Raw genomic sequence first — 24,978 nt, 5'->3', positions numbered from 1 at the left:
TGTCAATATAGAACAAACGTTCGTTAGTACAGATGTTCGAAGGAGTGCAGAGATGAGTGAAAAAGCTAGTAATTCCAAGACTCGCAGTGCCGCTAATCGTCGTCGCATCGCGCGCAACAGGGTTGTTGCGGCGATCGTGTTGGCTTTCGTCGTGTTCTTCGGCTGGCAGGCCATCGCCCCGCATGTCGCCAATTCCGCCACGGATGACGCCAACGTCGTCAGTTATACGGTTCGTCCGGGCGATACATTGTGGTCGTACGCCCAGCAGATTACACCGAAAAACAAGAACGTCGGAGATACGGTCGAGGAAATCATGGATTTGAACCAGCTGGATTCGGCTCAGCTGCAGCCGGGGCAGAGGATTGTGGTGCCGGAAGAGTCCTGAATCCGTGCGCGATTATCGTTTCCTGTTTCTAATCGCGAGATTGGCGAGTCGTGTCTAAAGTAGGTAGATAAGGCCGATACGTCTAATAGGAATATGGCTTTATGACAATATTAAATAGACAATTGAATTGAAATTTGTGGAAGTGCAGACACACCGATTCTCCCACCCTCTAGATATGGTGACAGTATGCATTGTCCTTTTTGCCAGAATAATGACACTAAAGTAGTCGATACGCGTATCAGTGAAGATGGTCATTCCATCCGGCGCAGACGCGAATGCCCTGAGTGCGGCCGTAGGTTCACCACGGTTGAAACGACGATGCTTCTGGTCACTAAGCGTTCTGGCAGCTTGGAGCCGTTCGACCGTCAGAAAGTTGTCAATGGAGTGCGCAAGGCGTGCCAGGGCAGGCCTATTGATGAAGATGCGCTGAAGCAACTTGGGCAACAGGTCGAAGAGGATTTGCGCAGCCAAGGCTTGGCGCAGGTCAAATCCGAAGATATCGGCAAGGCTATTTTGAAACCGTTGCGTGAACTTGACGAAGTGGCCTACTTGCGTTTTGCCAGCGTCTATCAGAATTTCAATGGTCTGGCCGATTTTCAGAAAGCCATTGATGATCTCAAGCGCGATAAGGAAGCTACGGGCAAATAAAGCATTTCAAAAAGTAACGAGATTCTCTGATACTCCAATATCTGAAATGTAGAAATCAAATGATTTCAGCATCTTTTGTCGTTGCATACTTTCATTAAGGCGAGTCATCTTTCCAGAGCATCAAGAATTTGCCGTGATAGTCCAATACTCGTTCAATGACGATCGACTGGAATTCACGGCGGTTCCGATTATGTCTTTTTGCTATTAAATGTTCAATAGATGCTTGTCGTTTTGGGTTTCGACGATGACCAGACGCTGGGTCGGACGAGTCAGAGCCACATAGAGATCGGCCGCACCGGAGAGGCGGGACGGCGCATCCTGTGCGATTTCGCTCGGCTCCACAAGAATTACCGCGTCATATTCCAGACCTTTGATCATTTGTGTATCGCAGACGCTTAACGGCGCGTCGCTGAGCGATTCGGCGAAACGGGAATCTGCATCCGCCGGCTCGCCCTGCCCGGCGATTCCCATCAGTTTCGAAGCGATTTCTTCGCCTTTAACGTCCGTCAAACGGCGGTAAAGATCCTGACGAATCCTGGTGTTCAGTGAATCGGGAGCGATGACGGCGACACGTCCCGTCCCGTCGTCGGAAATGAACTGTTGAACCAAGTCCATCGCCTCGTCACCGATGGTATGCAGAAGATCGGCCTCTGAACCGTCTTGACTGTCACAGCTCACATTTACACGTTTGACCGAATCGGCCATGGTGCGCACGCCTTTGGTGGTGGAAACGTAGAGCCCCTCGTCTTCGGCGAAACGGGTGGCCAGTTGCGAGACCTCCTGAGGGTTGCGATAGTTGATCGTCAGTTCCTTCAGGTCCCAACCCTCGGCCCCGAAGAGGCGGTCCATGGTTTTCTCCCAGCGGCGTGTTCCTCCCAGTGCCGAGGTCTGCGCCACGTCGCCCACAATGGTGAACGAACGCGACGGGCAGCGACGCATGAGCATCCGCCAGTCCATGGCGGTGAGTTCCTGCGCTTCGTCGATGACGATATGCCCGTAAGTCCATTCGCGATCGGCACCGGCTTTTTGCGCCACGGCTTCGGCGTCCAAACCGTTGATGTTGTCGACCAGCATAGAAGAAGTGACGATGCCGGAGCCGATGCCGGCCTGTGCCAGCGTGTCCTTAGCGAACTGTTCCTCTTCGGCGCGCTTGGCCCTCGCGGCGGCTTCGCGGGCCGAAACCTTCGGGTCGGGTCCGAGCAACTCCATGGCCTCGTCGAGCAGCGGGATGTCGGAAACGGTAAGCGGTGAACCCTTCGGCCGTGTCAACACCCTGATATCGGTATCTGAAAGCCACGGTGCGAAGCGACGCAGTTGCGCCGGCTTGGCGAACAGTTGGTCGATGAGCCAAGGCGCGTTCATCGGCAGCCATGAAAGGTTCAGGGTCTTGCGAATCTCGTCGTGCATTTTCAGCTGCATCGCCGCGTCGGAGATCTCCGACTGCTCCGGCGTGTAATCGAGATTTTCGACGTATCGGTTGCGCATCGCGCTCAAGACGCTGCGTACGAAGGTCTCGCGTGCCTTGTTGTGCGGGGAATGCGTGCGCTTGGCATCTTCCAGTGCCTGTATTATGTCAGCCTTGCGCATCGGTACGTCCATGCCGTTGATGCGCACCGTCGGCAGATGCTTCGGAACACGTTCTCGTGCGGCGATGGCGTTGGCGACGGCATGTGCCATGCGCGCCTCTCCCTTGAGCTGCGCGGCACGTGGTGAATCCAACTTTTGGGCGGCGAAGCCCGGAACGAGGTCGCCGATGGTGCGCGAGACCACGCCGGTTTCGCCCAACGAGGGCAGCACCTGGTTGATATAACGCAGAAAAGCGGGGCTCGGCCCCACCACGAGCACCCCGGAGCGCTCGAGCCTGCGACGGTGGGTATAGAGCAGATAAGCTGCGCGATGCAGCGCGACGGCGGTCTTTCCCGTTCCCGGGCCGCCCTGAACTACGATGGCGCGGTCCATCGGGGCACGGATGATACGGTCCTGTTCGCCCTGGATGGTGGCCACAATGTCGGTCATCTTGCCGGTGCGTTTGGAGTTGAGTGAGGCGATCAGTGCGCCTTCGCCGGTCAGCGTCCCAGCCTGCTGGGCGACACCCACCTGCCCGGAATTGACGTCGAGTACCTCATCCTCGATGCCGACCACCTTGCGGAAATTCAATGTAATGTGCCGGCGCATGACGATATCGCCGTGATGTGATGGCGTCGCCTCGTAGAACGGTCGTGCGGCCTCAGCCCGCCAGTCGGTCAGAATGGGCTCGTGGTTTTCGCTCGAGAGTCCCATGCGTCCGATATAGCGTTTTTCGCCCTTGTCGCTGTCGATACGCCCGAAAACCAGTCGATCCTCGACGCCACGCAGCTGAGTGAGTCTGTCCTCGTACATCGTGGCGAAGGAATCGCGCTCGGTGCGCATGGTGGGGGAGCCGTGGGCACCCGCGGCGCGGACCGTATCGAGTCGTGAGCGGGTCTGAGAGCGCAAAGAGTCCAGCCGTCCGTAAGCGCGATCGACCGCGTGCTGTTCTTCGTCGATTTGCGAGGAGTAGCTCGACATGTATACGTTCCCCTTTGTCTGGGCGGTTCCGACTGTGTTTGTTGCTTGAAAACTCGAATTAATAATCTTAGACCGTGCTCTCTATTTCCTTGGGCTCGATTGTGCTCTTGGAAAATGCCGTTTCGATTGATGAAAATTTCCGTTATCCAGACAGTGTCTTGATAGATGCTTCATTCTGAAGTCTGACAATTCTCAGGTATCACGAAAGCGTTCTGCCGGTTGCGTTTTTTGTATCGCGAAATGTTGGAATTGGGTTATCCGGGATATATAAAATCGAGGCGATTGTCGCAATACAAAACTTTTTAAAGGAAAAATTGTGTTTTTTGCGTTTCTGTGGGGAAGAATGGTGATTAGTGGGGTAAAGTGGTGAACTAGTTGTAAGACTTATTACAAATGTTGACAAATACGGAAATGAGGGAGGCGGAATGGCGGGACGCAATGCAAACCCCATCGACGGCGAACCGTTCCGTGATTTCTCCGGTTCTGCCAACCCTTCTGTGAACCCCGGCACAGCTTCCAATTTTCCCGATTCCGGCGCTCTGTCGACGCAAATTCCTGCAATGGATAACAGTGCCATGGCGGCGCCCTCGCCTCAAATGGAACCGTTGCTGCTGGGCACCTACACCCCGAAAATCGACCAGAAGGGACGCATGGCCTTGCCGGCCAAGATGCGAACCCAGCTCGGAGCGGGCATGGTGATGGCACGTGGCCAGGAGAAGTGCGTGTATCTCTTGCCGCAGACCGAATTCCGGCGTATAGCGGCTCGCATCCAACGTGCCTCGATGGGCAATAAGGCCACCAGAAGCTACTTGCGTGTCTTCCTTTCCGGTGCCGTTGAAGGTGAACCGGACAAGCAGGGCCGCATTTTGGTGCCGCAGAACCTTCGCAGCTACGCGGGTCTGGGAAGCGACATCGTCGTAATCGGCGTGGGCACCAGAGCCGAGATTTGGAACAAGGAATCCTGGGATGCCTATCTCGCCGCTCAGGAGGAAGGCTATTCGGATATAGCCGATGATGTGTTGCCGGCGGTGGAGTGGTGATGGTGGATCTGACGAATATTCATACCCCGGTTCTCTTGGATGAGTGCGTCCGGTTGGTCACTCCTGCGCTTGAACATCCCGGTGCGGTTGTAGTCGATTGCACCCTCGGCCTGGCCGGTCACGCGACGGCGTTTTTGAAGGCCGCTCCGCAAGCTCGTCTCATCGGCATCGACCGCGACGAGGAAGCGCTTTCCATGGCCACGCAACGTATGAAGGAAGAGGGGCTCGACGCCCGATTCACCCCGGTTCACGCCGCGTTTGACGAATTTGACGATGTGCTTGAAACCCTCGGATTGAAACGCGTCGATGCCGCCTTCATGGATTTGGGACTTTCCAGCCTGCAGATCGACGAGACCGACCGCGGGTTCTCTTATTCCCATGATGCCCCGCTCGACATGCGTATGGATACCAGCCAAGGTTTTGATGCCGCGCAGATTCTTGCGGAATACAGCGAGGCCGAACTCGTTCGGATTTTCCGTGAGTACGGTCAGGAGCGCTTCTCCAAGCCGATCGCCCGGGCCATCGTCCGCGAACGCGAGAAGGAACCGCTCAAGACCTCCCGCCAGCTGGACGTTTTGGTCGACCGCGTCGTGCCGAAATCCCATCGTGGGAAAGGCAACCCCGCCAAGCGCGTTTTCCAGGCCCTGCGCATCGAAGTCAACGGTGAACTCGACAAGCTCAAATGCACGCTGCCGCAGATTGCCAACCGGCTCGCCCTTTCCGGCAGATTGGTCGTCGAATCCTACCATTCGCTGGAAGATCGCACGGTCAAGACGTTCATGGCCCAAGGCCTTAACGTCGACGCACCGGCCGACCTGCCGGTAATACCTGCAGATGCACAGCCGTTCTTCAAGGAACTGACCCGTGGCGCGATCAAGGCAGATGAAGCCGAAATCGAACATAACCCGCGTTCGGCTCCCGTCAGGTTGCGCGGCGTGGAGCTGGCCCGCGAGATTCCCGAGCGCTGGCGCAACCGGTTCGTCCAAGACGCCAAAGGGAACTCCGGGCATAGTCCCGACGGGCGTGTCGAATTTTTGCATGACATACGTAACCATCAAGACAACCAGAAGAAAAGGAGGGGATGATGAGCAGCGCAACAGCACGATCGGTTCGTTCCCATGTCGCTCCGGCCGGGCGTGAAGACGATACTCGTGCGGCATCGTCCCGTCCCCGTCTTCAGGTCGTCGCCGGCGGCAAGGAGAAAAAGGAAAGCGAGAATGCGGCTTTCGGCATCTTCAGCCGTATCAAAACCGTTTCGGTGGTCCATGTCATCATCGCCGTGCTTTTCCTTTTCGCCGCGTTGCTTGGTTCGTTGGCGTTGCGCACCCAAATGGTGCAGAACTCCTTCGAGCAGGCGCAGGTACAAGCCAACATCAATAAGCTCAATCAGGATGTCGAAGACGATCAGGCGCAGCTCGACAGCCTGCAGGCAAGCCTTCCCGACCGCGCCCAGAAGATGGGCATGGTGCCGCAGTCCGGCCCATTGTCGATAGATCTTCAGGGGTATCAACCTACGGATAAGGGTCAGTGATATGCGTTCACCCGTCAGCACAGCCAAAAGCAAGCAGTTCCTGTCGCGTTGCGCCGTGATTGCCACGGTGCTCGCGCTCGTATTCGTGGTCTGCTTCGGCCAATTGGCCAATCTTCAGCTGCTCAACGGCCGCGAAATGGCTGAGGCCGCCACCGCGGGGCGCACCCTCAAAGTACCGGTCCACGGCATGCGCGGCAAAATACTTGACAGCAATGGAGCCGTTCTGGCCCAAAGCGTGGAACGTTATACTATCATCGGCGACCCGAAGGCCGCGCAGGAATACGACCCGATCTGCAGCACACAGATCACCGACAACTGCACCCAGACCAAGAAGCAGGGTGGCAAGACGCTCGGCGTGGTCGGTGCCGCGCGTGTGGCCAGGATGGCAGCGCCGATACTTGGCATGGATGCCATGGAGCTTGGGGGCAAACTCGCCGGTCCCGGTCGCTACGTGGTCTTGAAAAAGGACGTGGAACCCGCAGCCAAACGCAAGCTCGACAAACTCGGCCTCGGCGGCATCGTCTATGGCGAGCTTTCGCAGAACCGCGTCTATTCCGACGGTACGCTGATGGGTGCCTTCCTCGGCGGTGTCAACGACAAAGCCGACGGCGTTTCGGGCATGGAGCAGGTTCAGAACACGGCGCTCGCAGGTGCCGACGGCTACAAGATTTACCAGCAGGGCAACAACGGCGTCGAAATTCCTGGTACGTTGACCGATTCCAAGGCTGCGCGCAACGGTAGCGATGTCAAGCTGACCATCGATTCGGACGTCGATTGGTACCTCAAGAAAGTGCTGACCGAGGGCAAGGCCCAATACAAGGCAGACTGGGCGATAGCCTGCATCGAAGATATACGTACTCATCAGATCATTGCGCTCGACGATTCCGACGAAATTCAGGCCGGCAGCGACCAGGCTAAACTCAGTGTTTCCCGCGCAGTCTCGGAAACCTTTGAGCCCGGTTCCATCGGCAAGACCTTTTCGATGTCCGGATTGATGCAGCATGGCATCCACCAGATGACCGACCATTTCCAGGTCCCCGATCGGCTCAATAAAAACGGACAGGTCTTTACCGATGTCACCCCGCATCCTCTCTCCAACTGGACGCTGGCGGGCATCCTTCAGCAATCCTCCAACGTCGGCATGGTCATGTCTTCCAACGATTACAAGGATCAGGACCGCTACGATATGCTTACCAAATTCGGCATCGGCCAGCCCACCGGCCTCAACCTTCCCGGCGAATCGCGCGGTACGTTGACCAATCCCAACGCATGGGACAAGCGCACCCGCGACACCATATTGTTCGGCCAGGGCTACACCACCAATGTCATCCAGCTGACCAACGCCATTGCCACCATCGGCGACGGCGGCATCTACCGCAAGCCATCCATCGTCGATTCCACGGTCGACGCCGATGGCCATGTCACCAAGCAGCCGATGGACGAGGGCACGCGCATCATGGACGCCAACGTCAACGCGCAGCTGATGAACGCGATGGAGTCTTCGGGTGAGGAATACGCGAAGACGACGGGTGTCGCAGGCTACCGGGTCGCCGGCAAGTCCGGAACCGCGCAGGTGGCCGGCCCCAGCGGCAAGCTCGACAGCATCGTCAGCGATTTTTCGGGCATCCTTCCCGCCGACAACCCGCGCTTCGTGCTCACCGTGGTGATGCGCAATCCGCAAGGTGTCTACGGCGGCCTCACCGCTGGCGCGTTGTTCAGGCAAATCGGTGAATTCCTTATGCAGAAGTACGAGGTCCCCGCTTCGCAGCCGCGTAACAATGCTATTCCTGTGACATGGTGACGATGAAGGCAGGCGGTGACAATCGCATGAGGCAGGACAGGGCATCGGCGGTTGCCGGTTGCCCGGCGTTTGCAGCGTTACCAACGTTTGTAGCGTCCGTAACATTCCGAGCGTTGCCAGCGTTTCCGATGTGTCCAGCGTTTCCGACGGGAAAGGTCGAAGCATGAGCGTGGTAAGCGAAGCGATTTCGCGACGTGTGACCTTGGGTTATATCGCCAGTCATTACGGCTTCGATCTGGAGCCGAGGTTCGCTGACGGGGTCACGGTCACCTCGATTGCCGACACCCCGGATTCCGTGCGCCCCGGTGCTCTTTACGTTTTGAAGGCCGATGGCGATCCTTCGTTGCTTTCCGTGGCCGTGGCGCGTGGTGCATACGCGGTGTTGGTGCCGCCGTCTCTTTCCTCGCTTGCTCAAGCTGCAGGGGTTCCGGCTTTGCTGGCGACTCCCGACCCGGGGACGATGGGCGCTTTGGCTTCCGATATTGCCGGGACGCCTGCCAATACCATGGCGGTATTCGTCGTCTGCGGCGATGATGACGAGGAAATTCAAGCCGACGTCGTGCGCCTGGCCGATTTCCTGCATATGCTTGGAAACCCGGTGGGCATCGTGAGCCGTGCAGGTTCCAGTTCGCTGGAACGCGAGCTTCAAATGACCTATCCTTTGGGAATCCTCGACGTTCAGCACACACTTTCTGTTTGTTCCGAGGATGGGGCGGCGGCGATGGTAATTTCCGCTGACAGCGAGACTTTGCGTCCCGGTGCGCTCGAAGGCGTCAGCGTCGATGTATTGGGTTCCATTGATAACCTGGACAAAGCGGAATCGTCGGATATGCTCGAATCCGTAAAGCAACGTTATGGGTTCTCGATTGACGAACGCAAGCACTTGGTCACCTGTTCCGATGAATCCAGCTGGCTGGTCGGCCAGACCGCGGCTTCAGGCAGTCTGCAGGGGCAGCGAAGGCTTTCGTTGGCAATCGCGATGGCGTTGGACGCCGGGGTGCGTCGCAGTAATATCCGCAACGCCCTGCGCGTCTCGAAGGAATTGCGATGAGTGCTTTGCTCGAGGACATCGCGGATGATACGTTGAGCATGAGTTGATTGCTGTTTTATGTTGCAAACAACATTGAAGTAGACGAAAAAGGTGGCATACGTTGAATGTTAAGAGGACCGGGGATTCGGATTGCCGACCCGGCATGATGCCGATGACGATTGGGGAAATCGCCAAAGCTGTGAATGGCCGTACCGTTTTAGGTTCCGGTCGCAAAATGCCGGAGGGACCCGTTGCCACTTCCACATTCAGCGATTCACGGCAAATCAAGCCGGGATCGGTTTTCGTAGCCATTGACGGCGAACGCGTGGACGGGCATGATTTTGTTTCTTGCGTTGGAGCAAAGGGCGCGGTGGCCGCGCTGGTTGATCACGCTGTGGACGGGGCCGACGACATCGTGCAGATTGTGGTTTCCGACACGATAGTGGCCTTGGGGCTTTTGGCGCACCATAATATTGTGCGGCGGCGCCAGCTTGACTCGGCCTTTTCCGTCATCGGCATCACCGGTTCGGTCGGCAAGACCACCACCAAGGACCTGCTGCGTTCGCTGCTGGCCTCGCTCGGCGAGACGGTAGCCCCTGTCGGCTCGTTCAACAATGACATCGGCCTGCCACTGACCGCATTGAAAGTTGGGGAAAGCACCCGCTTTTTCGTGGCCGAAATGGGAGCTAACCATGTCGGCGAAATCGCCAATCTTACCCGTATCGTGCCTCCCGATCTGGCCGTCGTTCTCAAAGTCGGAGTCGCCCATCTGGGAGAATTCGGTTCGGTCGAACGCATCGCGCAGGCCAAAAGCGAGATCGTGCAGGGCTTGGTGCCTAACGGCATCGCCGTGCTCAATGCCGACGACGAACACGTGGCGTCTATGACGAAATTCGCGCCGGGCAAGGTGCTCTGGTTTGGAAAGGATGGCAGCGCAAAGCCTGATGTCGCGCGGATGAGTGCCACCGATGTTACCGTCGATGCTCTGGACCGCCCGAGCTTCACCATGGTGGCTTCGAACGGTTCTCGCGTCCCGGTGCATCTCGGTATCGGCGGTGCACATAATGTCATGAATGCACTTGCCGCAGCGACGGTCGCCGATTATTTCGGCATGCCCTTGGCTGATATCGCTGCAGGACTCGGTGACGTGAAACACATTAGTCCGCATCGCATGGCTGTTTCCACTGTTGAACTTCAAGATGCCTGTTTCACGCTGATCGATGATTCCTTCAACGCGAACCCCGATTCCATGCGGGCGGGGCTTGACGGCTTGGCTCGCTGGGAGGCTAAAGACAAATCCGCGGACAAGACTCAGCCTGCCGGCGAAATGTCGCAAACCGCTTCGGTCAAGAATACACAGGATACAAAGACCTCAAAACCCTATCGTATCGCCGTTTTGGGCGCGATGCTTGAGCTGGGAGGCGACGAGCTTAAACTGCATCAGCAGATCGGCGCCTATGCCGCATCCCTTGATATCGACGAGATCATTGCCGTCGGCAACGAAACCGACCAGCATTTCGACCGGTTGGCCGAGGCTTTGGCGCAGGGTGCACAGCAGGAAGAGGGAAACGCGAGCGAGGGCGCGGCGAAGAGCCGAACGCGTACCCCCGTCGTGGTGCAATGGGTACATAGCTCAGTTAAAGCCGAGCGGTTGGTCGCCGAGGCCGCCCGCCGGCATGAAAATACCGTCGTGCTGCTCAAGGGTTCGCATATTTCTGGGCTTTCCACCTTGGCCGAACGTTGGGCACACGCGCAAAAGCAGGAACGTAGAGAAGTGGAGCCGAAACATTGATTTCCCTCATCATCGGCATCGTGGTCTCCCTTGTAGTCACGATGGTTGGCACGCCGCTCATGATCAGAGTGGTGCACCGGCTGCACTATGGCCAGTACATTCGTCAGGACGGTCCGCAATCGCATCTCTTGAAGCGTGGCACGGCCACGATGGGCGGCGTGGTCATTATCCTCGCCGTACTGCTCGGCTGGGGTGCTTCAGCGGTGTACCGTGGGTTGACCGGCGGTCAGGCCATTTCATGGTCAGCCGTTCTTGTGCTTTTCGCGATGGTCTCGATGGGCGGCCTGGGATTCATCGACGATTTCGCCAAGGTGCGCAAGAAACAGAACACCGGGTTGAGTGTCGGCGGCAAATTCTTCGGCCAGTTCGTTTTCGCCACTATCTACGCCGTGCTGGCTTTGCTGATTCCCACCAAGTCGGGATTCCCCTCCGCCCAGGCGGGCATGAGCTTCATCGAGCACCCGTTCTTCAGCTTTGAATTCGCTGGCAAGGCCGTCTCCATCGTCGTTTTTGTCATCTGGGTCAATTTCCTGATGATCGCGTGGACCAATGCCGTCAACCTGACCGACGGGCTGGACGGACTGGCCACCGGTTCTTCGATGATTTCCTTGGCCGGCTACACCCTCATCGCGTTCTGGGAGAGTTACCACGTCAAGGGCGGCCCAAAGGTGGGCTATTCCTACGCGGTTTCTGACCCGCTGGATTTGACGATTATCGCCGCCTGTGCCGCCGTCGCGTGCTTTGGTTTCCTCTGGTACAACTCCAACCCGGCAACCATCTTCATGGGCGATACCGGTTCATTGGCTCTGGGCGGGCTTTTCGCCGCACTTTCCATCGCCACGCATACCGAATTCCTCGCCGTCATCATCGGTGGACTTTACGTCATCGAGGCCATGAGCGACGTCATCCAGGTCGGTTGCTTCAAGCTCACCCATAAGCGCGTCTTCAAGATGGCACCGATTCACCATCACTTCGAGCTGATGGGCTGGAGCGAGCAGAAGGTCGTTGTCCGTTTCTGGATGATCGAATTCATGTTCGTGCTGATCGGCCTCATGATTTTCTATACGGATTGGGCCTCGCATACCGGTCTGTTGCTTTAGAGCGCGAATACTTGTGGCGTTTGGCGACGGCAGGATAGGGGACAAGGAAAGGTGATTGGCATGCAGCATGCAGGGGATTCAGGTTTTTCGCAGGTTGATCGTACCGGTTCGGCAAACGGTTCGTCGCGTTTGGAAGTGAGCGGCAAGACCGTTTTGGTGGCCGGTCTCGGGGTTTCCGGACGTGGTGCCGTCGAAGCGTTGCAAGGCCGGGCAGGTCATGTACTGAGCGTCGACGAGAAGAAGCCGGAAGCCGACTTGCATTCTTTTGACGATATCGATTGGGATACGGTCGATATCGTGGTGGCCTCCCCGGTGTTCAACCCGCGTACCCCGTTTATTCTCGAAGCCCAGCGTCGGGGCATTCCCGTGGTCAGCGAAGTCGAACTGGCTTGGGCACTGCGCGTGCCGGCTGAGCATTCCGCCTCGCACGAACCTGCTGCATGGGTGGGTATCACCGGTACCAACGGCAAAACCTCGACCACGCAGATGGTTTCCGCCATGCTCACCCATTGCGGCATGGACGCACCGGCCGTCGGCAATATCGGCAAATCCGTGAGCCTGGCCGCGCTCGACCCGAAACACGACGCGCTGTGCGTGGAACTCAGCAGTTTCCAGATGCATTTCACCGATTCCCTTGAACTTGATTGCGCGGCCATCACCAATATCGCCGCCGATCACCTCGACTGGCACGGCGGCATGGCCAACTATGCGGCCGACAAATCCAAGGTCTTCCACAATGCCAGGCGAGTCTTGGTATTCAACGCTGATGATAAGCGTGTTTCTGCTTTGGCCGACGCCGCCCAGACCGGCCCGGAATGCCGCAAGATCGGCTTCACGCTCCATGCTCCGCAACCCGGCCAGATCGGCGTTGCCGACGGCTGGATCGTCGACGCCAGCGGACTGGCTGGAGCTCCGACCGGCGATATGAACGCGCTGGCCAAAGTTACCGAATTTTCACATCTGTGCGAGCCGGACGGCACGGTTTACCCGCATCTGCTTGCCGATGCCATCACCGCGCTCGCGCTTGCGATGGGCTTGGGTGCGGACCCGGGCCATTGCCTCGATGCCTTGCGTGCCTTCGCACCAGGCGGCCATCGCATCCAGACCGTTGCAACCGCACATTTGAATGATGGTAGCACCGTGCGTTTCGTCGATGATTCCAAAGCAACCAACGCCCATGCGGCCCACGCCTCACTTTCTAGCTACAAACCCAAATCCGTGGTCTGGATCGCCGGAGGACTCGCCAAAGGCGGCCATTTCGAAGATCTCGTCGCTAATCAGGCCAAAACCATCAAGGCCGCGGTCATCATCGGTGTCGACCAGCAGCCGATGCTCGACGCGTTCAAATCCAGCGCCCCGGATATCCCGCTTACGGTGATTGATCCGAAAGACAAAGCCAGCGTCATGGCCCGGGCCGTAGAGGCTGCCGGCAACTATGCCGAGGGTGGTGACGTGGTGTTGATGGCACCGGCTTGCGCTTCGATGGACCAGTTTGTTTCCTATGCCGACCGCGGTGCGCAATTCGCCGATGCCGCCCATGACTGGGTGCAAAAGCATGGTTAGACGCATATACGAGCGGGACGAAACGAAACCGGGCAGACGGCAACCCAGACGAAAGCCTCGCACCGGCCGCAATGCCGTATCCAGAAGCGCGCGGGACGAAAGCTCGGCACTACGAAGCGGAAGTAGAAGTAGAAGCGGAAGCACAAATAGAAATAGGAACAGCGGCAACGATAGCAGAAAAAAACCGCAATCCCGTCTCACCCTGCTCTATCAAAAAGCCAAGGTTGTAGGCGTTTCCGACCAACCGGATGATACGGGCGCAACCGACGTGCTCAAGGTCGACGACTATACCGGCATTCACGCCCTGCTGAACCCCCTTTGGTGTTACTACGGTTTCCGCATCTCGGTGATCGCCCTGACCTGCTTCGGCGTGGTTATGGTTTTTTCGGCTTCTTCGGTCACCATGATTGCCTTGGGCCTTTCGCCTTGGAAGCAGGCGATGATGCAAGGGCTATACTGCCTGCTCGGCCTGCTTTTCTGTTTTTTGGCGATGCGGGTCCACTCCGAAAGCTACCGCAGGTTTTCGTTCGTGTTCGTGATTTTCTCGATTTTCCTCCAGCTTCTGACCATGACGCCGCTTGGCGTTGAAGTCAATGGCAACAAAGGCTGGATCGGCATTCCCGACAAGTTCACCATGCAGCCGGCGGAGGTCATGAAACTCGCGCTGTGCATGTGGATGCCCTGGGCAGTGGCTTCGGCGGCGAAACACTACAAGCTCGAAGGGCTGAAAGCCTATGTGCCTATGGTGGTCATTTTCTTGGCTTGTCTGGGCGCCGTCATGCTCGGCGGCGATCTCGGCACAGCGATGATCCTTGTGGCCATCGGCGTCACGGCGATGCTGGTCGGTGGTTTCCCGACCAAATGGATGATTATTTCCGCCCTCGTTCTGGTGGCGTTGGTCGTGCTGTTCGTGGTCACGAGCCCGAACCGCATGCTTCGTATTACTGCTGCCTACCGTCCGTGCCCGGCTTCCGCGTTGCAGGGGGAGTGCTACCAATCGATGCATGCCAAATACGCCATGGCTTCCGGCGGCTTTTTCGGTGTCGGTATCGGCAATTCGCGCGAGAAATGGAACTACCTACCCGAGGCCCATAACGATTTCATTTTCGCCATCATCGGTGAGGAAACCGGGTTTGTCGGTGCTGCCGCTGTGGTCATTCTCTTCGCCATTCTCGGTTGGTGCATGTTCGTCATCGCCCTGCAGACACCCGACAAATACGCCTCGCGGGTACTTATTTGCATCGCCATCTGGATTGTGGGCCAGGCGCTGGTCAACATCATGGTCGTCATCGGCCTGCTGCCGGTGATGGGCGTGCCGTTGCCGTTCGTCTCGGCTGGCGGGTCGAGCCTGGTGATGTGCCTCTTCGCGGCAGGCGTGGCTACCAGTATGATGAGGAAGCAGCCTCAGATTCAAGCCAACATTGCGGCGCAACGTGTCTGAAAGATGTCGGATAATTCTTATTAGAAGATGTTGAAAACAGGATTTTCGAGGCAAGCCGAGGGAAAGAGCATATGAAACATATCGTATTGGCCGGAGGCGGTACGGCCGGGCATGTCAACCCGTTGTTGAGTGTGGCCGCAGCCATCAAGCGTGAAGATCCACAGGCCGCCATCAGCGTGGTCGGCACCGACGTCGGGCTGGAACGTGATCTGGTGCCGCAAGCTGGTTTCGAACTTGACACGATAGCCAAGGTGCCGTTCCCAAGACGCCCCAATATGCAGGCGCTGCGTTTCCCGGGTCGCTGGCACCAGGAGCAGAAAAAAGTACGCGCGATTCTTGAACGTCGTCAGGCCGATGTAGTGGTCGGTTTCGGCGGCTACGTTTCGGCTCCCGTTTATTCCGTGGCACATTCCATGGGCCTTCCGATTGTCATCCACGAGCAGAACGCCCGTGCAGGCATGGCCAACAAACTGGGTGCCCGTTGGGCCAATTTCATCGGTACCGCTTACGAAGATACCGGGCTCAAGACGCATGGAAACGCGGAAATCCGGCGTGTTGGGCTTCCGTTGCGGCCGGTGATGGCGGAATTGTGCCAAAAACTGGAAGATGACAGGGAGTCCGCACGTAAACTTGCCGCCGCGCAGCTTGGCATTGACCCTGCACGTCCTTTGGTGGTCGTCACCGGAGGTTCTCTGGGAGCGGTGAGCCTTAATGAAGCTGTAAGTGGCGCGGCCGTGGAGCTCTTGAAAGTCACGCAGATCATTCATCTCACCGGACGCAAGAAAAGCGCCGAAGTGAGTCGGCGTGTGCGTGACGTTGCGGGGGATCAGATGCTTACCGATTTGGACCCGGCCCACGCTGGTCTTGGCGATTATCATGTCGCCGAATATCTCGAACGCATCGACTTGGCGTTCGCCGCGGCTGATTTGGTCATCTGCCGTTCCGGCGCAGGAACTGTGAGCGAACTGGCCGCCATCGGCATGCCCGCTGTCTATGTGCCGCTGCCCATCGGTAACGGCGAGCAACGATTCAACGCCCAGCCTGTGGTGGATGCTGGAGGCGGGCTGATGGTCGCCAATGACGATTTCTCGTCGGATTGGGTACGCGAGCATATTCCTTCGTTGATTGCCGACCGCGAGCGTCTGCAGGCCATGGGCCGCAAGGCCTACGATTATGGCATCCGTGACGCCGCGCAAACCATGGCCGGAGTGGTTTTGGATTTCGCTGATTCTGGTTCCGCCCGTTAGCTCGTCGCTGCAAGGTTTCCGTTTTATATTCTTGATTGTCATACTTTCTTCGGCTTGCGAGTGGTTGAATTGCAAGTAGTCTGCGTGGGTTTTTGACTCGGGGTTCGTTGGGACATAAAAATCAGGTATAACGGCATCAGTGGTGTTTGTGCATCGTCAAAAACTTAGCGTCCAAGGAGCGTATCTTGCAGTCAACTATCAGCTCTGAACCCATCATTCTCGACCCGACGAAGGCCGCGTTCGGTCCGTCGGATTCCTTGACATCGTTGGGACGGACGCATTTTATCGGCATCGGCGGAGCCGGCATGAGCGTGCTCGCCGAAATGCTCCATGAAGAAGGCGTAGAAGTCTCCGGTTCCGATCGCGCGGCCAACTCCAAGACTGATCGGTTGACTGCTTTGGGCGTGAAGGTCTATTTCGGCCAGCGTGCCGAAAACGTGGCTGGTGTGCAGACCGTCGTCTATTCCAGCGCCATCAAACCGGATAATCCGGAAATTGTTGCTGCTGTGGCGGCCGGGGCTCGTATCGTTCATCGTAGCGACATCCTTGCGCTGCTGATGGCCAGCAAATGTGCCGTCAGCGTCGCGGGCGCTCATGGCAAAACTACCACCAGCTCGCTGATTTCCCATATCCTCGTTAATGCCGGGGCGCGGGCTGATGCAGATGGCAATACCAACGCTGGTGTACGAGCCGGTAAGAACGACAATGTGAGTGTCGAAGGTAGTGGAAAAACCAGCGCGGAAGTCGTTAAGCTCGCCGACCCGAGCTATGCCATCGGCGGTTCCATCCAAGGGCCAGACGGTGTCGCCATCGATGGCGGACATGCGGGTAGCGGCGACGTTCTAGTGGCTGAAGCCGACGAATCCGATGGCAGTTTCGAGAAGTATCGGCCGCAATTCGCGCTGATTACCAACGCCGAAGCCGATCACCTCGACCATTACGGCGATGCCGAACACTACCAGCAGGCGTTCGTCGAATATGCCAGCCATGCCAAGGGCTATGTGGTCATGTCCGTCGATGATAAAGGCGCGCAGGCCATCGTACGTGCGTTGCCGGTCGAAGTGGCTGCCAGAACAATCTGCTATACCACAGCGCAAACCGTTGATATCGCTCAAATCGCTGGCATGAATGACGCGGATCATAGCGCTGACGCACGTAAAGATGTCATACAAAATGATGTTGCCGGAACCGCCTGTCCGCAGCTTGTCCGCATCCTTTCGGAACAGGAAAGTGCAGGGGGTGGCACGGAACGGTTCACCATCGAACTGCCGGCTGGTTTCGCAGGATATGACGAAGGACACAGCATTCCTGTCACTTTGCGGATTCCCGGTATTCACAACGCCCGCAACGCGACCGCAGCAATGATCGTCACGACGTTGTTGGGTATGGACCCGGAACTCGCCGCCCGCACGGCCGCAACGTTCAAAGGTGCGTCGCGGCGTTTTGAAGTCAACGGCGTTGAGGATGGAGTCACTGTTGTCGACGACTACGCCCACCATCCCACCGAGATTGTGGCATTGCTCGATGCGGCACGTCGCCGTTACCCGGATTCCACCATTCGCGTGCTTTTCCAGCCGCATCTGTTCAGCCGTACGAAGTTTTTCATCAAGCGGTTCGCCGCGGCGTTGGCCAAAGCCGACGATGTCGTCATCGCGCCCATCTACCCAGCGCGCGAACGTCAGGAGGATTTCCCGGACATCACTTCGCAGGTTGTCGTGGACGCTGCAGGCAGTCTGGAACACAACCCTGCCGAGGGTTGGATTTCCACTTCGAAGAATCTTAAGGAAGGTGCCGAGACGCTGGTTCGCCATGCAAAGCCTGGCGATGTGCTGATTACCGTCGGGGCCGGCGATGTCACCACGATGGACGATGTGATGCTTGGTCTGCTCAAAGCGCGTGCGGGGGAGTCGCGCTGATGGCCGGCCGCCGTGTAACCAGCGGAAGCGGGGGCAAAAGCGGTTCGCGTCGTCGTGGACGTAATGGCCGTGGCACTGCTTCGTCGCCGCGGAGGTTTTCGGCTTCTGACGACGAAGAGATGGTCAACGATTTCGGTGTAGCTACCGGAAAGCGTAGAAAATCAGGGAATTCGGATTTTCGTTACGGCGAGAACGGGCGAACATCTGTTGACCGGTCGAGGAGAGGTTCCGAAAGCGGTTCCGGGCGTCAGGCGCGTTCCGTGGTCTCTGGTTCAACTGCTGGCGATGACACGACGATAAATCCGCGTCGCAGCAGCCGCAGGGTTGCCGTTTCGAAAACTGCGTCGGATAGCGGACGCTCTGGTCGATTCGATAAAACAGTTCAATCAAGCCAGTCCAACCAAACCGTTCGATCCTCTCATTCTCCAAAATCACGCAATAAAAAAGCCGTCGGTTTTTTCCATCGCCGCCAAGCCGCCAAACCGAAATACGGCATCGATGAGCCGCTGACCGATGCCGACCGGGGTGCGAAGCCCCAGACTGCGCGCTCGCCGCGTTCGGCTTCCTCACTCGGTGGGCCTACCAAGAGTTCTCCCGGGGGCTTCGTCGATGCCAGAGCGCTCAAAAATGAGGATCTGGTGGGGGAGACCTTGAGCCAGACCTCCAGTCCGTTGGGCGTCGCGGCCCGTCCCAAGGTCATCGATTTCAATGCGCGTCTGAAGGAACGTCGGCGGATCAGCGCGTGGAAGACGGCGACCAAGGTCTTGGCAGCTCTCGCTGTCGTGGCGCTTTTGGCGGCGCTTGGGTGGGTGCTCTTCTTTTCGCCGGTCTTTCTGCTTGACCCGCATCAGATTTCCGTATCCGGCGAGAATCAGTGGGTCAGCAAATCCCGAATCGTTTCCATCGCTGATAAACAGGCCGGCAAATCGCTGCTGCTGGTTTCGGGCGGGGACGTCGAGCAGGAGCTGAAGGACATTCCCGGTGTTTCGATGGCCAAGGTCGAGAAAATATATCCTAAAGGGCTGAAAGTCAGTATCACCGCGCAAGAGCCGGCTGCCATGCTTAAGACGCCTGACGGCAGCGAAACCGCCGTCGACGGCTATGGCCGCGTGCTCAACAAGGTCGGCGACGTTTCCACCAAGGGCATCCCGGTCATCGAAGTCGGCAATGTGGAGGCGAGCCTTCGCGACCGTTCCGTCCAGCAGGCGTTGAAGATCCTGAACCTCCTTCCGCACAATATGCGCGGCTCCATCACCAAGGTCACCGCAAAAACGCAGGATTCGATTACCACGGAGCTCAACGGCGGCCAGCGCGTCATCGTCTGGGGCGACGCCTCCGACATGAAGCTCAAGAAGGCCGTGGTCGACAAGATCATCAACGACCCCACCAAGATCGGCGACAAGCATCAGGTCGACGTTTCCGCTCCGCTGCGCCCGATCATCAAATAAGTGAACGCTGGCACATAGCTGATGTGCAAAAACGAAGACGCGAAGGAAATCAATGTTTTGCTTTGCGTCTCCCGATTTTGCTCGGACTTTGCCTTACGCTGGGAAAATCAGTGTTTGGCCATCAGCTCGTCGGTGTCGAAGAGGATAGTTACCGGGCCGTCGTTGGTCAGGCTTACGCGCATATGCGAGCCGAAACGGCCCTCTTTCACGTTGACGCCTTCGGCTCGTAGGGCCTCGTTGAATTGAAGCCAGATGCGCTTGGCGTGTTCGGGTTCACCGGCATTGATGAAGCTTGGCCGGTTGCCCTTTCGAACATCGCCGAACAGCGTGAACTGTGAAACCGACAGGATTTCGCCACCGACCTGGGCCAACGAAAGATTCATTTTTCCGTTCTCGTCCTCGAAGACGCGCAGTTTGCTGATTTTCCGTGCCAGCCAATCGATCTGTTCCTGTCCGTCCTCGTCGCTGACTCCGACGAGCAAGACATATCCGATGCCGATATGCTGTGGTTCGAATATGGTGTCGATTTCTCCGCTGATTTCGTCGACGACGTCGATATCGGCTTTACTGACTTTCTGCAAAACGATTCTCATGGTTCACAGTCTAGCGCGAGATGACTATTTGAAGATGAGTCTTGTGCATTCTCCGAAAACATTGATTTTTAAACTTCTTCACAACTCTTCCTGAGAGGATTTATGTCTGAAATTGATTTAATCTTATAAAAATTAAAGGAAAGAAGTTATTTAATCTCTAATGATTTTTAAAGATGCTCAGAGAACTATTAAGTAGATATCAATAGGTTTAGAAAAATGTGATTTGTCTTTGAGAAGTACCCGACTCTTTAAAATACTCAGATAGTTTGGCAGATTTTTGATGTTGATTTGCTTCGTTTTTTTGGAAAGAGTATAAATATTTATTATGGAAAATTTAACCGGAACTGCAAGGACAGGCAGTATCGGTGAACAATATATGCGATTGATTTGTTCATCGGCTGGTTATTCATCTGACAAACAAGGCCAAGATGTCAATGCAATAGATATCAATGTGGAATATCCTTTTGCTCAGCAGCGTGTCCAAGTGAAATGCACAACGGTTCCCCAATGGATATCAAATGGGAACTTCCTCTCATATCCGATTGAAAATCAGTGGAAAATAAAATGGAAAGAAAATGAGTATCCTCCGATTTTTGTGGTAGTTGTCATTCCTGACGAAGATGATTTGTTTGACATTACAGACGAAGGTAGCCTTTTAAGAAAGACGCAAGGATATTGGTTACGTCTCGATTTAGAAAATATTCCAGACACTGTACATATCCCTAAAACGAATAGACTGAATGAAGATGCGGTTAGGAGCTGGGAAACCTACTTGATACAGAGTAAGTATCCAAATACAATTTCGGAAGCTAATCAAAGGAGGTGAACTCATGACTACTAAACTTGTCGATAGGCTTAATGCTTACTTAAAAGAAAAAAATTGGAACCCTGTGCGGAATGGTGATTTTGGCACATTGTGGCAAAAGAATGAAAGTTTGGTAGGGATTCCCTCTAAACTTGAGACAGCGTCTTATGAATATGAAGGAATTCTGCAGAGGATTGCTAAGGGCGATGGCATACCCACTTCTAAATTAAATACTGCGTTATCTTTATCTGTATCATCGTATGACGAAATACGTTTTCGTGCTATTTCGTCTGATGAAAGTGGTGCGACTATTTCTTTAGATGAAGCTCAGGCACTTGCAAATCTTGCAACGAAATCATTGAAGTATGTTGGGGTCACAGCGAATAAGAAAAAGGCTGATATTCATGGATCTTATCCAAAGAGTGTAAGGGAAGAACTCACTGATGTTCGAGTGGGGCAGACTGAGCATGGTTCGTACATTATTCCTGTTTTTGTTGAGCTGAGAACACCCAAATTAGATACAGACGAAGAGGAGCTACTGGAAAAATTAGAAACAGGAATGGATTTTGTTGAACCGGATAATAGAAAAATGACTCGGACTCTTAACAGTGCACTGGCGATTCTATACGATACAGTTCAACATTCAACTGAACCGAATAGCAATCAATTGACAGATATGGTATATGCAGGAGTCAGTACCCAGCTTATTCAATCTACTGTCAATTTCTTGTCTACCCCGGAGCGCCCCGATATAGATATAGAGTTTAAATGGAGTGAAAGCTATTCTGCCCCGAAGAATGCTAAAAGTGTAAGTTTTGAAAGTTCGTCGGAAGTTATTAATTTCTTGGATCATACAAGACAAGCACTTAAAAGTTGGAGGCATCCGACTTCCAATAATATCTCTGGAATTTTAGTAGGTATGATGTTCCCGGAGGGGGATCTTACTGGAGATATTTTTATTCAATGTGACTATAATGGTCGTTCATCTATTGTCAGGGTAAAAGTAGATGCCGATCAACGCAATATAGCGCTTAGGTGGATGAAAGATCGTGTTACCGTTGTTGCGCATGGAAAGATTGAGAGTCGATCCGGACTACGAATGGACAATCCGTTAGAGCTACATGCGGTTGGTGAACTTATACATTGAGATGGTCTTTGAGGAGAAGTAATTTTATATCGTTGTCAATGTGTTTTTAGGATCTAACTCATTAACATAAATAAGATTTGTCTCATTTTATTCATATGTTCTCTTTTTGAGAATTTTCAAACGATGTTTGCATGCCCTGTTATAAAAGATAACGGCTTCTAGGTTGGGTGAAAGAAGCTAAATAGTCGTGTCAAAAATTGAAAATCAAGTTATTTCACTATCTTCGTGATACGATATGAAGACTATTGAGAATAATATATATAACTGTTTACAGAAAGCGGAGGCGAAATGATAATGGCAAAGACAGTAACCGTTGCAAGACGTATGAAAGTTTATACGCCGCCGACTGATGGAAAACCGCGTGACATGGTTGATGCCAAATGGTCTTCGCTGAGCAAAGCGGCACGACAGCTCGGCGTACAGGACAAAAAAGACAAGCCTTTGGCACGATGAAAATCCTCATGCTCAGTGGTCATGAGTGTTCTTCTGACGATCAGAGGGCACTTCGTGGTTTTCAATGTTGCACGTCTAATTCTCCAGAGTGGGAAATGGACGTGCAACGGTATATACGGGACTTGAATGTCCGGCACTTGAAAAAGGACGACAGTATTGACCGTATGGTGCTGAAAGTCGAAGGAGAAAGTACTATTTACGCGTTCTCTGAATTCGGTGTCGTTCGTGAGACTACTGAAAAGACGGAAGGCATGTATGCCATTTCGTTTATAGCCCGGAACAACATTGTAAGAGGCAAGGGCGTCGGGTATCTGATGCTGGATCAGACACTGCATTGTCTGAAAGATGACGCAGCAAATAATAATCGCACTCCCAAGGTTGTTACTCAAATAAATCCTGGTAATGCCGCAAGTGTCTCTTTATTCTCGTCATACGGGTTTAAAGACATGGGTCAGGATCAAGAACTTCCCGAATATCATATTTGGATGCTCAAATTTAAGCCAGAATCATTTGAGGATAAGCCTTATCTTTTCGAACCTATAACACTGGATTAACATTTCCCGCTGCTGGAAGCTTTAAGGATTTTGGAATGAAGTGTACCACTCAAGGCTCTTGGAAAATGGTCGTGAGACTAATTGCTAGAGTATTGGAAAGTTTTGGCTGAGGTTTCAATTTATGTTGATTATTTGAAAAGCAATTGCATATTCGATAATCGGATTTATCCATAGTTGAAGTTTTGGATTTTCTTTTTGTAAAGAATATGATTTAGCGTATGAGTGAAACGTTGTCACCTGGGGGGACAGGCGAAAGCTGTTGGACAAGCTATAGAGAGTACAAGCAAAGGCATCAATTACTTGTCAAAAGCATTTGTGCGGTTGTCGCATCTTTTAGGAATTGGTGATCCTGCACATGTGGGAAGACGTGATTTGAAGGCAGAACGAAAAGCTTACAAAGAGCTTTATGCGACTGATATGCCTGAGGGAATGAAGAACGTGCTTTGGTGCGGGTATTTGGAATCAGTTCATGGTCAAGAAAATGTAGCTAAGATTCTTAATGGTGCTACTCAAATAGCAAACGGATATGAAAACTGGCATAATCCGGATGATGTGGAGTTGGATTGGTTAGAGAAATTCAGAGAGATAGCAAAACGAACTAATGACGATGAGAAACAATTGTTGATGTCTAAGATCCTGAACGGTGAATTGAAAAGTCCGGGATTGTTGTCGAAACGCACTCTTGATGTGATTGATTCTCTTTCAAGAGGAGACGCCGATGTGCTAATGCTTTTCTTTTCTTATAGTTTTGTTCTCGAGGCAATTCCAGAGGATGAAGAGCATATTTGTTTTGTGGAACCCCAAGATTCTGAGGTGTTCTCTCGTGAGTTGCTGGTTCGACTTGAGGAAATGGGCGTAACTGCGTCGTCGATTCACGAGAATTGTAAGATACCTCGCGATGGCAGGGATATTCTTGTTGCCAAAGGTAAGAAGATTCATATTGACAACGAATATTCGGCTTTGGCGGGGTTCGTTTCTTTCCATCCTCTAACATCTATAGGAAGGGAAATTGCTACTTTTTGTCCAATAGGTACTGTCAAAATCAACTGGAAGGAGCGGGTTGAAGAAATGATTGACCATCCTCTGTCGGAGCGCTATGATTTGAGCTTCCCATTTTATCTGAACTGTTTTTAAAAGACAATAATATAAAATGTGTGATGTCAAACAGCACATGATAATTTTGGCTGATAAAGACATTTGACTGACAAACAGAATGAATCGTATATTCTCATAACCTAAAACGCAATTCAGCCATCGCATTTGTCTAATAGCTTTAGGTTTGTTTTAAACCGCTTTGCTGAGTTTCTCTTTAATGGGAATTGCTTACAACACCAAACAAAAACGCCGCCAAGGCGAACCCTGGCGGCGTTGTGTGAGTGGAGATGCGGGGAATTGAACCCCGGTCCGGTAACCGAACCCTCAGTCTTCTACGTGCGTAGTCCGCTGGCCTTTTGGCGGTTTTTCTGCCCCCATCCGTGTCGCGGACAATGGATGGCGAGCATATCTACAGTTAAAGTCCCTGAGTCACCCTGTGGTTCAATGGCTCAAGCAAGTCCTCTAATGACGCCCAACATCCTCCCGAAGACGAGAAGGAGTGGACGGAGCAGCTGCTCACTGGTTAATCCTGGCGCGAAGCTCAGGCAGCGAGAGCGAACTCAGTGCGATTAGATTTAGCACTTGTTGTTTCGTGGAGGTCATCTCGAGTGGACTCCACATTCTCGGCACGCTTCCCTGCGACGAACAGGTCACCGTCGAAACCGATCATCCCCAAATTTTGAATTATCAAATTATCAAGCCCGGTTTGTGCCGGAATACTTTAGAATAATACATCATATGGACGCTTGTTACGGCATGCTCCGTAAGCATAATGCTGTGGTTTCCGCATGTATAAAAGACGGGCACACAGCATCGGTAGCAGCGATTGCGCCGTGCTGCAT

20 protein-coding genes and 1 other RNA gene are annotated in these 24,978 nt (G+C 54.3%); 18 read left to right on the top strand and 3 right to left on the bottom strand.

All coding sequences use genetic code 11. The features are described 5' to 3' along the window. The first annotated feature begins 52 nt into the window (after positions 1 to 52). Both OZX72_RS06610 and nrdR read left to right on the top strand, forming a co-directional pair. On the top strand, positions 53 to 385 hold the full coding sequence (locus OZX72_RS06610; RefSeq protein ID WP_277157891.1) for a LysM peptidoglycan-binding domain-containing protein: 333 nt from the start codon (positions 53 to 55) through the stop codon (positions 383 to 385). A 186-nt stretch (positions 386 to 571) separates the two neighbouring features. Next, positions 572 to 1,033 (top strand): transcriptional regulator NrdR, encoded by a 462-nt coding sequence (nrdR, locus tag OZX72_RS06605; protein ID WP_277157890.1) that lies wholly within the window; start codon positions 572 to 574, stop codon positions 1,031 to 1,033. Positions 1,034 to 1,237: 204 nt separating this feature from the next. Here the strand turns inward: nrdR and OZX72_RS06600 are convergent, their stop codons facing one another. After that, positions 1,238 to 3,580 carry an AAA family ATPase gene (locus OZX72_RS06600; RefSeq protein ID WP_277157889.1) on the bottom strand — a complete coding sequence of 781 codons (2,343 nt, stop codon included), beginning with the start codon at positions 3,578 to 3,580 and terminating at the stop codon, positions 1,238 to 1,240. Between the two features lie 560 nt (positions 3,581 to 4,140). Between OZX72_RS06600 and mraZ the strand changes: the two genes are divergently transcribed. From mraZ to OZX72_RS06540, 12 genes are all read left to right on the top strand, one after another. Next, complete coding sequence (mraZ, locus tag OZX72_RS06595; RefSeq protein WP_277159394.1) at positions 4,141 to 4,620, top strand: division/cell wall cluster transcriptional repressor MraZ; 480 nt, start codon at positions 4,141 to 4,143, stop codon at positions 4,618 to 4,620. Then, a complete protein-coding gene (rsmH, locus tag OZX72_RS06590; RefSeq protein WP_277157888.1) occupies positions 4,620 to 5,705 on the top strand; it encodes a 16S rRNA (cytosine(1402)-N(4))-methyltransferase RsmH in 1,086 nt (361 codons plus the stop codon). The genes mraZ and rsmH overlap by 1 nt, the downstream gene beginning before the upstream one ends. Further along, entirely contained in the window at positions 5,705 to 6,151 is a 447-nt protein-coding gene (locus OZX72_RS06585; protein ID WP_277157886.1) for a hypothetical protein, read from the top strand. Before rsmH ends, OZX72_RS06585 begins: the two co-directional genes overlap by 1 nt. A gap of 1 nt (position 6,152) precedes the next feature. Continuing rightward, positions 6,153 to 7,952 carry a penicillin-binding protein 2 gene (locus tag OZX72_RS06580; protein ID WP_277157885.1) on the top strand — a complete coding sequence of 600 codons (1,800 nt, stop codon included), beginning with the start codon at positions 6,153 to 6,155 and terminating at the stop codon, positions 7,950 to 7,952. A 163-nt stretch (positions 7,953 to 8,115) separates the two neighbouring features. Beyond that, complete coding sequence (locus tag OZX72_RS06575; RefSeq protein ID WP_277157883.1) at positions 8,116 to 9,003, top strand: UDP-N-acetylmuramyl peptide synthase; 888 nt, start codon at positions 8,116 to 8,118, stop codon at positions 9,001 to 9,003. Positions 9,004 to 9,145: 142 nt separating this feature from the next. After that, a complete protein-coding gene (murF, locus tag OZX72_RS06570; protein WP_277159393.1) occupies positions 9,146 to 10,774 on the top strand; it encodes a UDP-N-acetylmuramoyl-tripeptide--D-alanyl-D-alanine ligase in 1,629 nt (542 codons plus the stop codon). Continuing rightward, positions 10,771 to 11,874 (top strand): phospho-N-acetylmuramoyl-pentapeptide-transferase, encoded by a 1,104-nt coding sequence (gene mraY / locus OZX72_RS06565; RefSeq protein WP_277157881.1) that lies wholly within the window; start codon positions 10,771 to 10,773, stop codon positions 11,872 to 11,874. Before murF ends, mraY begins: the two co-directional genes overlap by 4 nt. 129 nt (positions 11,875 to 12,003) lie before the next feature. Next, complete coding sequence (gene murD, locus OZX72_RS06560; protein ID WP_277159392.1) at positions 12,004 to 13,437, top strand: UDP-N-acetylmuramoyl-L-alanine--D-glutamate ligase; 1,434 nt, start codon at positions 12,004 to 12,006, stop codon at positions 13,435 to 13,437. Next, positions 13,430 to 14,878: a putative lipid II flippase FtsW gene (gene ftsW, locus OZX72_RS06555; protein WP_277157880.1), complete on the top strand. Its 1,449-nt coding sequence runs from the start codon at positions 13,430 to 13,432 to the stop codon at positions 14,876 to 14,878. Before murD ends, ftsW begins: the two co-directional genes overlap by 8 nt. Positions 14,879 to 14,949: 71 nt before the next feature. Next, positions 14,950 to 16,125, top strand: a complete 1,176-nt coding sequence (locus OZX72_RS06550; protein WP_277157879.1) for a UDP-N-acetylglucosamine--N-acetylmuramyl-(pentapeptide) pyrophosphoryl-undecaprenol N-acetylglucosamine transferase — start codon at positions 14,950 to 14,952, stop codon at positions 16,123 to 16,125. Positions 16,126 to 16,307: 182 nt separating this feature from the next. Next, on the top strand, positions 16,308 to 18,041 hold the full coding sequence (gene murC / locus OZX72_RS06545) for a UDP-N-acetylmuramate--L-alanine ligase (RefSeq protein ID WP_277159391.1): 1,734 nt from the start codon (positions 16,308 to 16,310) through the stop codon (positions 18,039 to 18,041). Further along, positions 18,041 to 19,489 carry an FtsQ-type POTRA domain-containing protein gene (locus OZX72_RS06540; protein ID WP_277157877.1) on the top strand — a complete coding sequence of 483 codons (1,449 nt, stop codon included), beginning with the start codon at positions 18,041 to 18,043 and terminating at the stop codon, positions 19,487 to 19,489. The genes murC and OZX72_RS06540 overlap by 1 nt, the downstream gene beginning before the upstream one ends. Before the next feature lie 107 nt (positions 19,490 to 19,596). Here the strand turns inward: OZX72_RS06540 and dtd are convergent, their stop codons facing one another. After that, positions 19,597 to 20,082, bottom strand: coding sequence for a D-aminoacyl-tRNA deacylase (gene dtd / locus OZX72_RS06535; protein WP_277157876.1), 486 nt, complete (start codon positions 20,080 to 20,082; stop codon positions 19,597 to 19,599). A gap of 325 nt (positions 20,083 to 20,407) precedes the next feature. Here dtd and OZX72_RS06530 point away from each other — a divergent pair, with 325 nt between their 5' ends. From OZX72_RS06530 to OZX72_RS06515, 4 genes are all read left to right on the top strand, one after another. Next, positions 20,408 to 20,908, top strand: a complete 501-nt coding sequence (locus tag OZX72_RS06530; RefSeq protein ID WP_277157874.1) for a DUF4365 domain-containing protein — start codon at positions 20,408 to 20,410, stop codon at positions 20,906 to 20,908. Between the two features lie 4 nt (positions 20,909 to 20,912). Then, positions 20,913 to 22,034: a hypothetical protein gene (locus OZX72_RS06525; protein ID WP_277157873.1), complete on the top strand. Its 1,122-nt coding sequence runs from the start codon at positions 20,913 to 20,915 to the stop codon at positions 22,032 to 22,034. Between the two features lie 380 nt (positions 22,035 to 22,414). After that, complete coding sequence (locus OZX72_RS06520; protein ID WP_277157872.1) at positions 22,415 to 23,041, top strand: N-acetyltransferase; 627 nt, start codon at positions 22,415 to 22,417, stop codon at positions 23,039 to 23,041. A gap of 300 nt (positions 23,042 to 23,341) precedes the next feature. Further along, positions 23,342 to 24,175, top strand: coding sequence for a DUF2806 domain-containing protein (locus OZX72_RS06515; RefSeq protein ID WP_277157871.1), 834 nt, complete (start codon positions 23,342 to 23,344; stop codon positions 24,173 to 24,175). A gap of 240 nt (positions 24,176 to 24,415) precedes the next feature. Here OZX72_RS06515 and ssrA read toward each other — a convergent pair. Continuing rightward, positions 24,416 to 24,810, bottom strand: a transfer-messenger RNA (tmRNA) gene (gene ssrA / locus OZX72_RS06510). Positions 24,811 to 24,978 lie beyond the last annotated feature (168 nt).

Origin of the sequence: Bifidobacterium sp. ESL0769 (assembly GCF_029395495.1) — a bacterium.
In the GTDB taxonomy this organism is placed as follows: domain Bacteria; phylum Actinomycetota; class Actinomycetes; order Actinomycetales; family Bifidobacteriaceae; genus Bifidobacterium.
The sequence above is the reverse complement of the archived record's forward strand: the minus strand, read 5'-3'. Positions and strand labels throughout refer to the sequence as shown.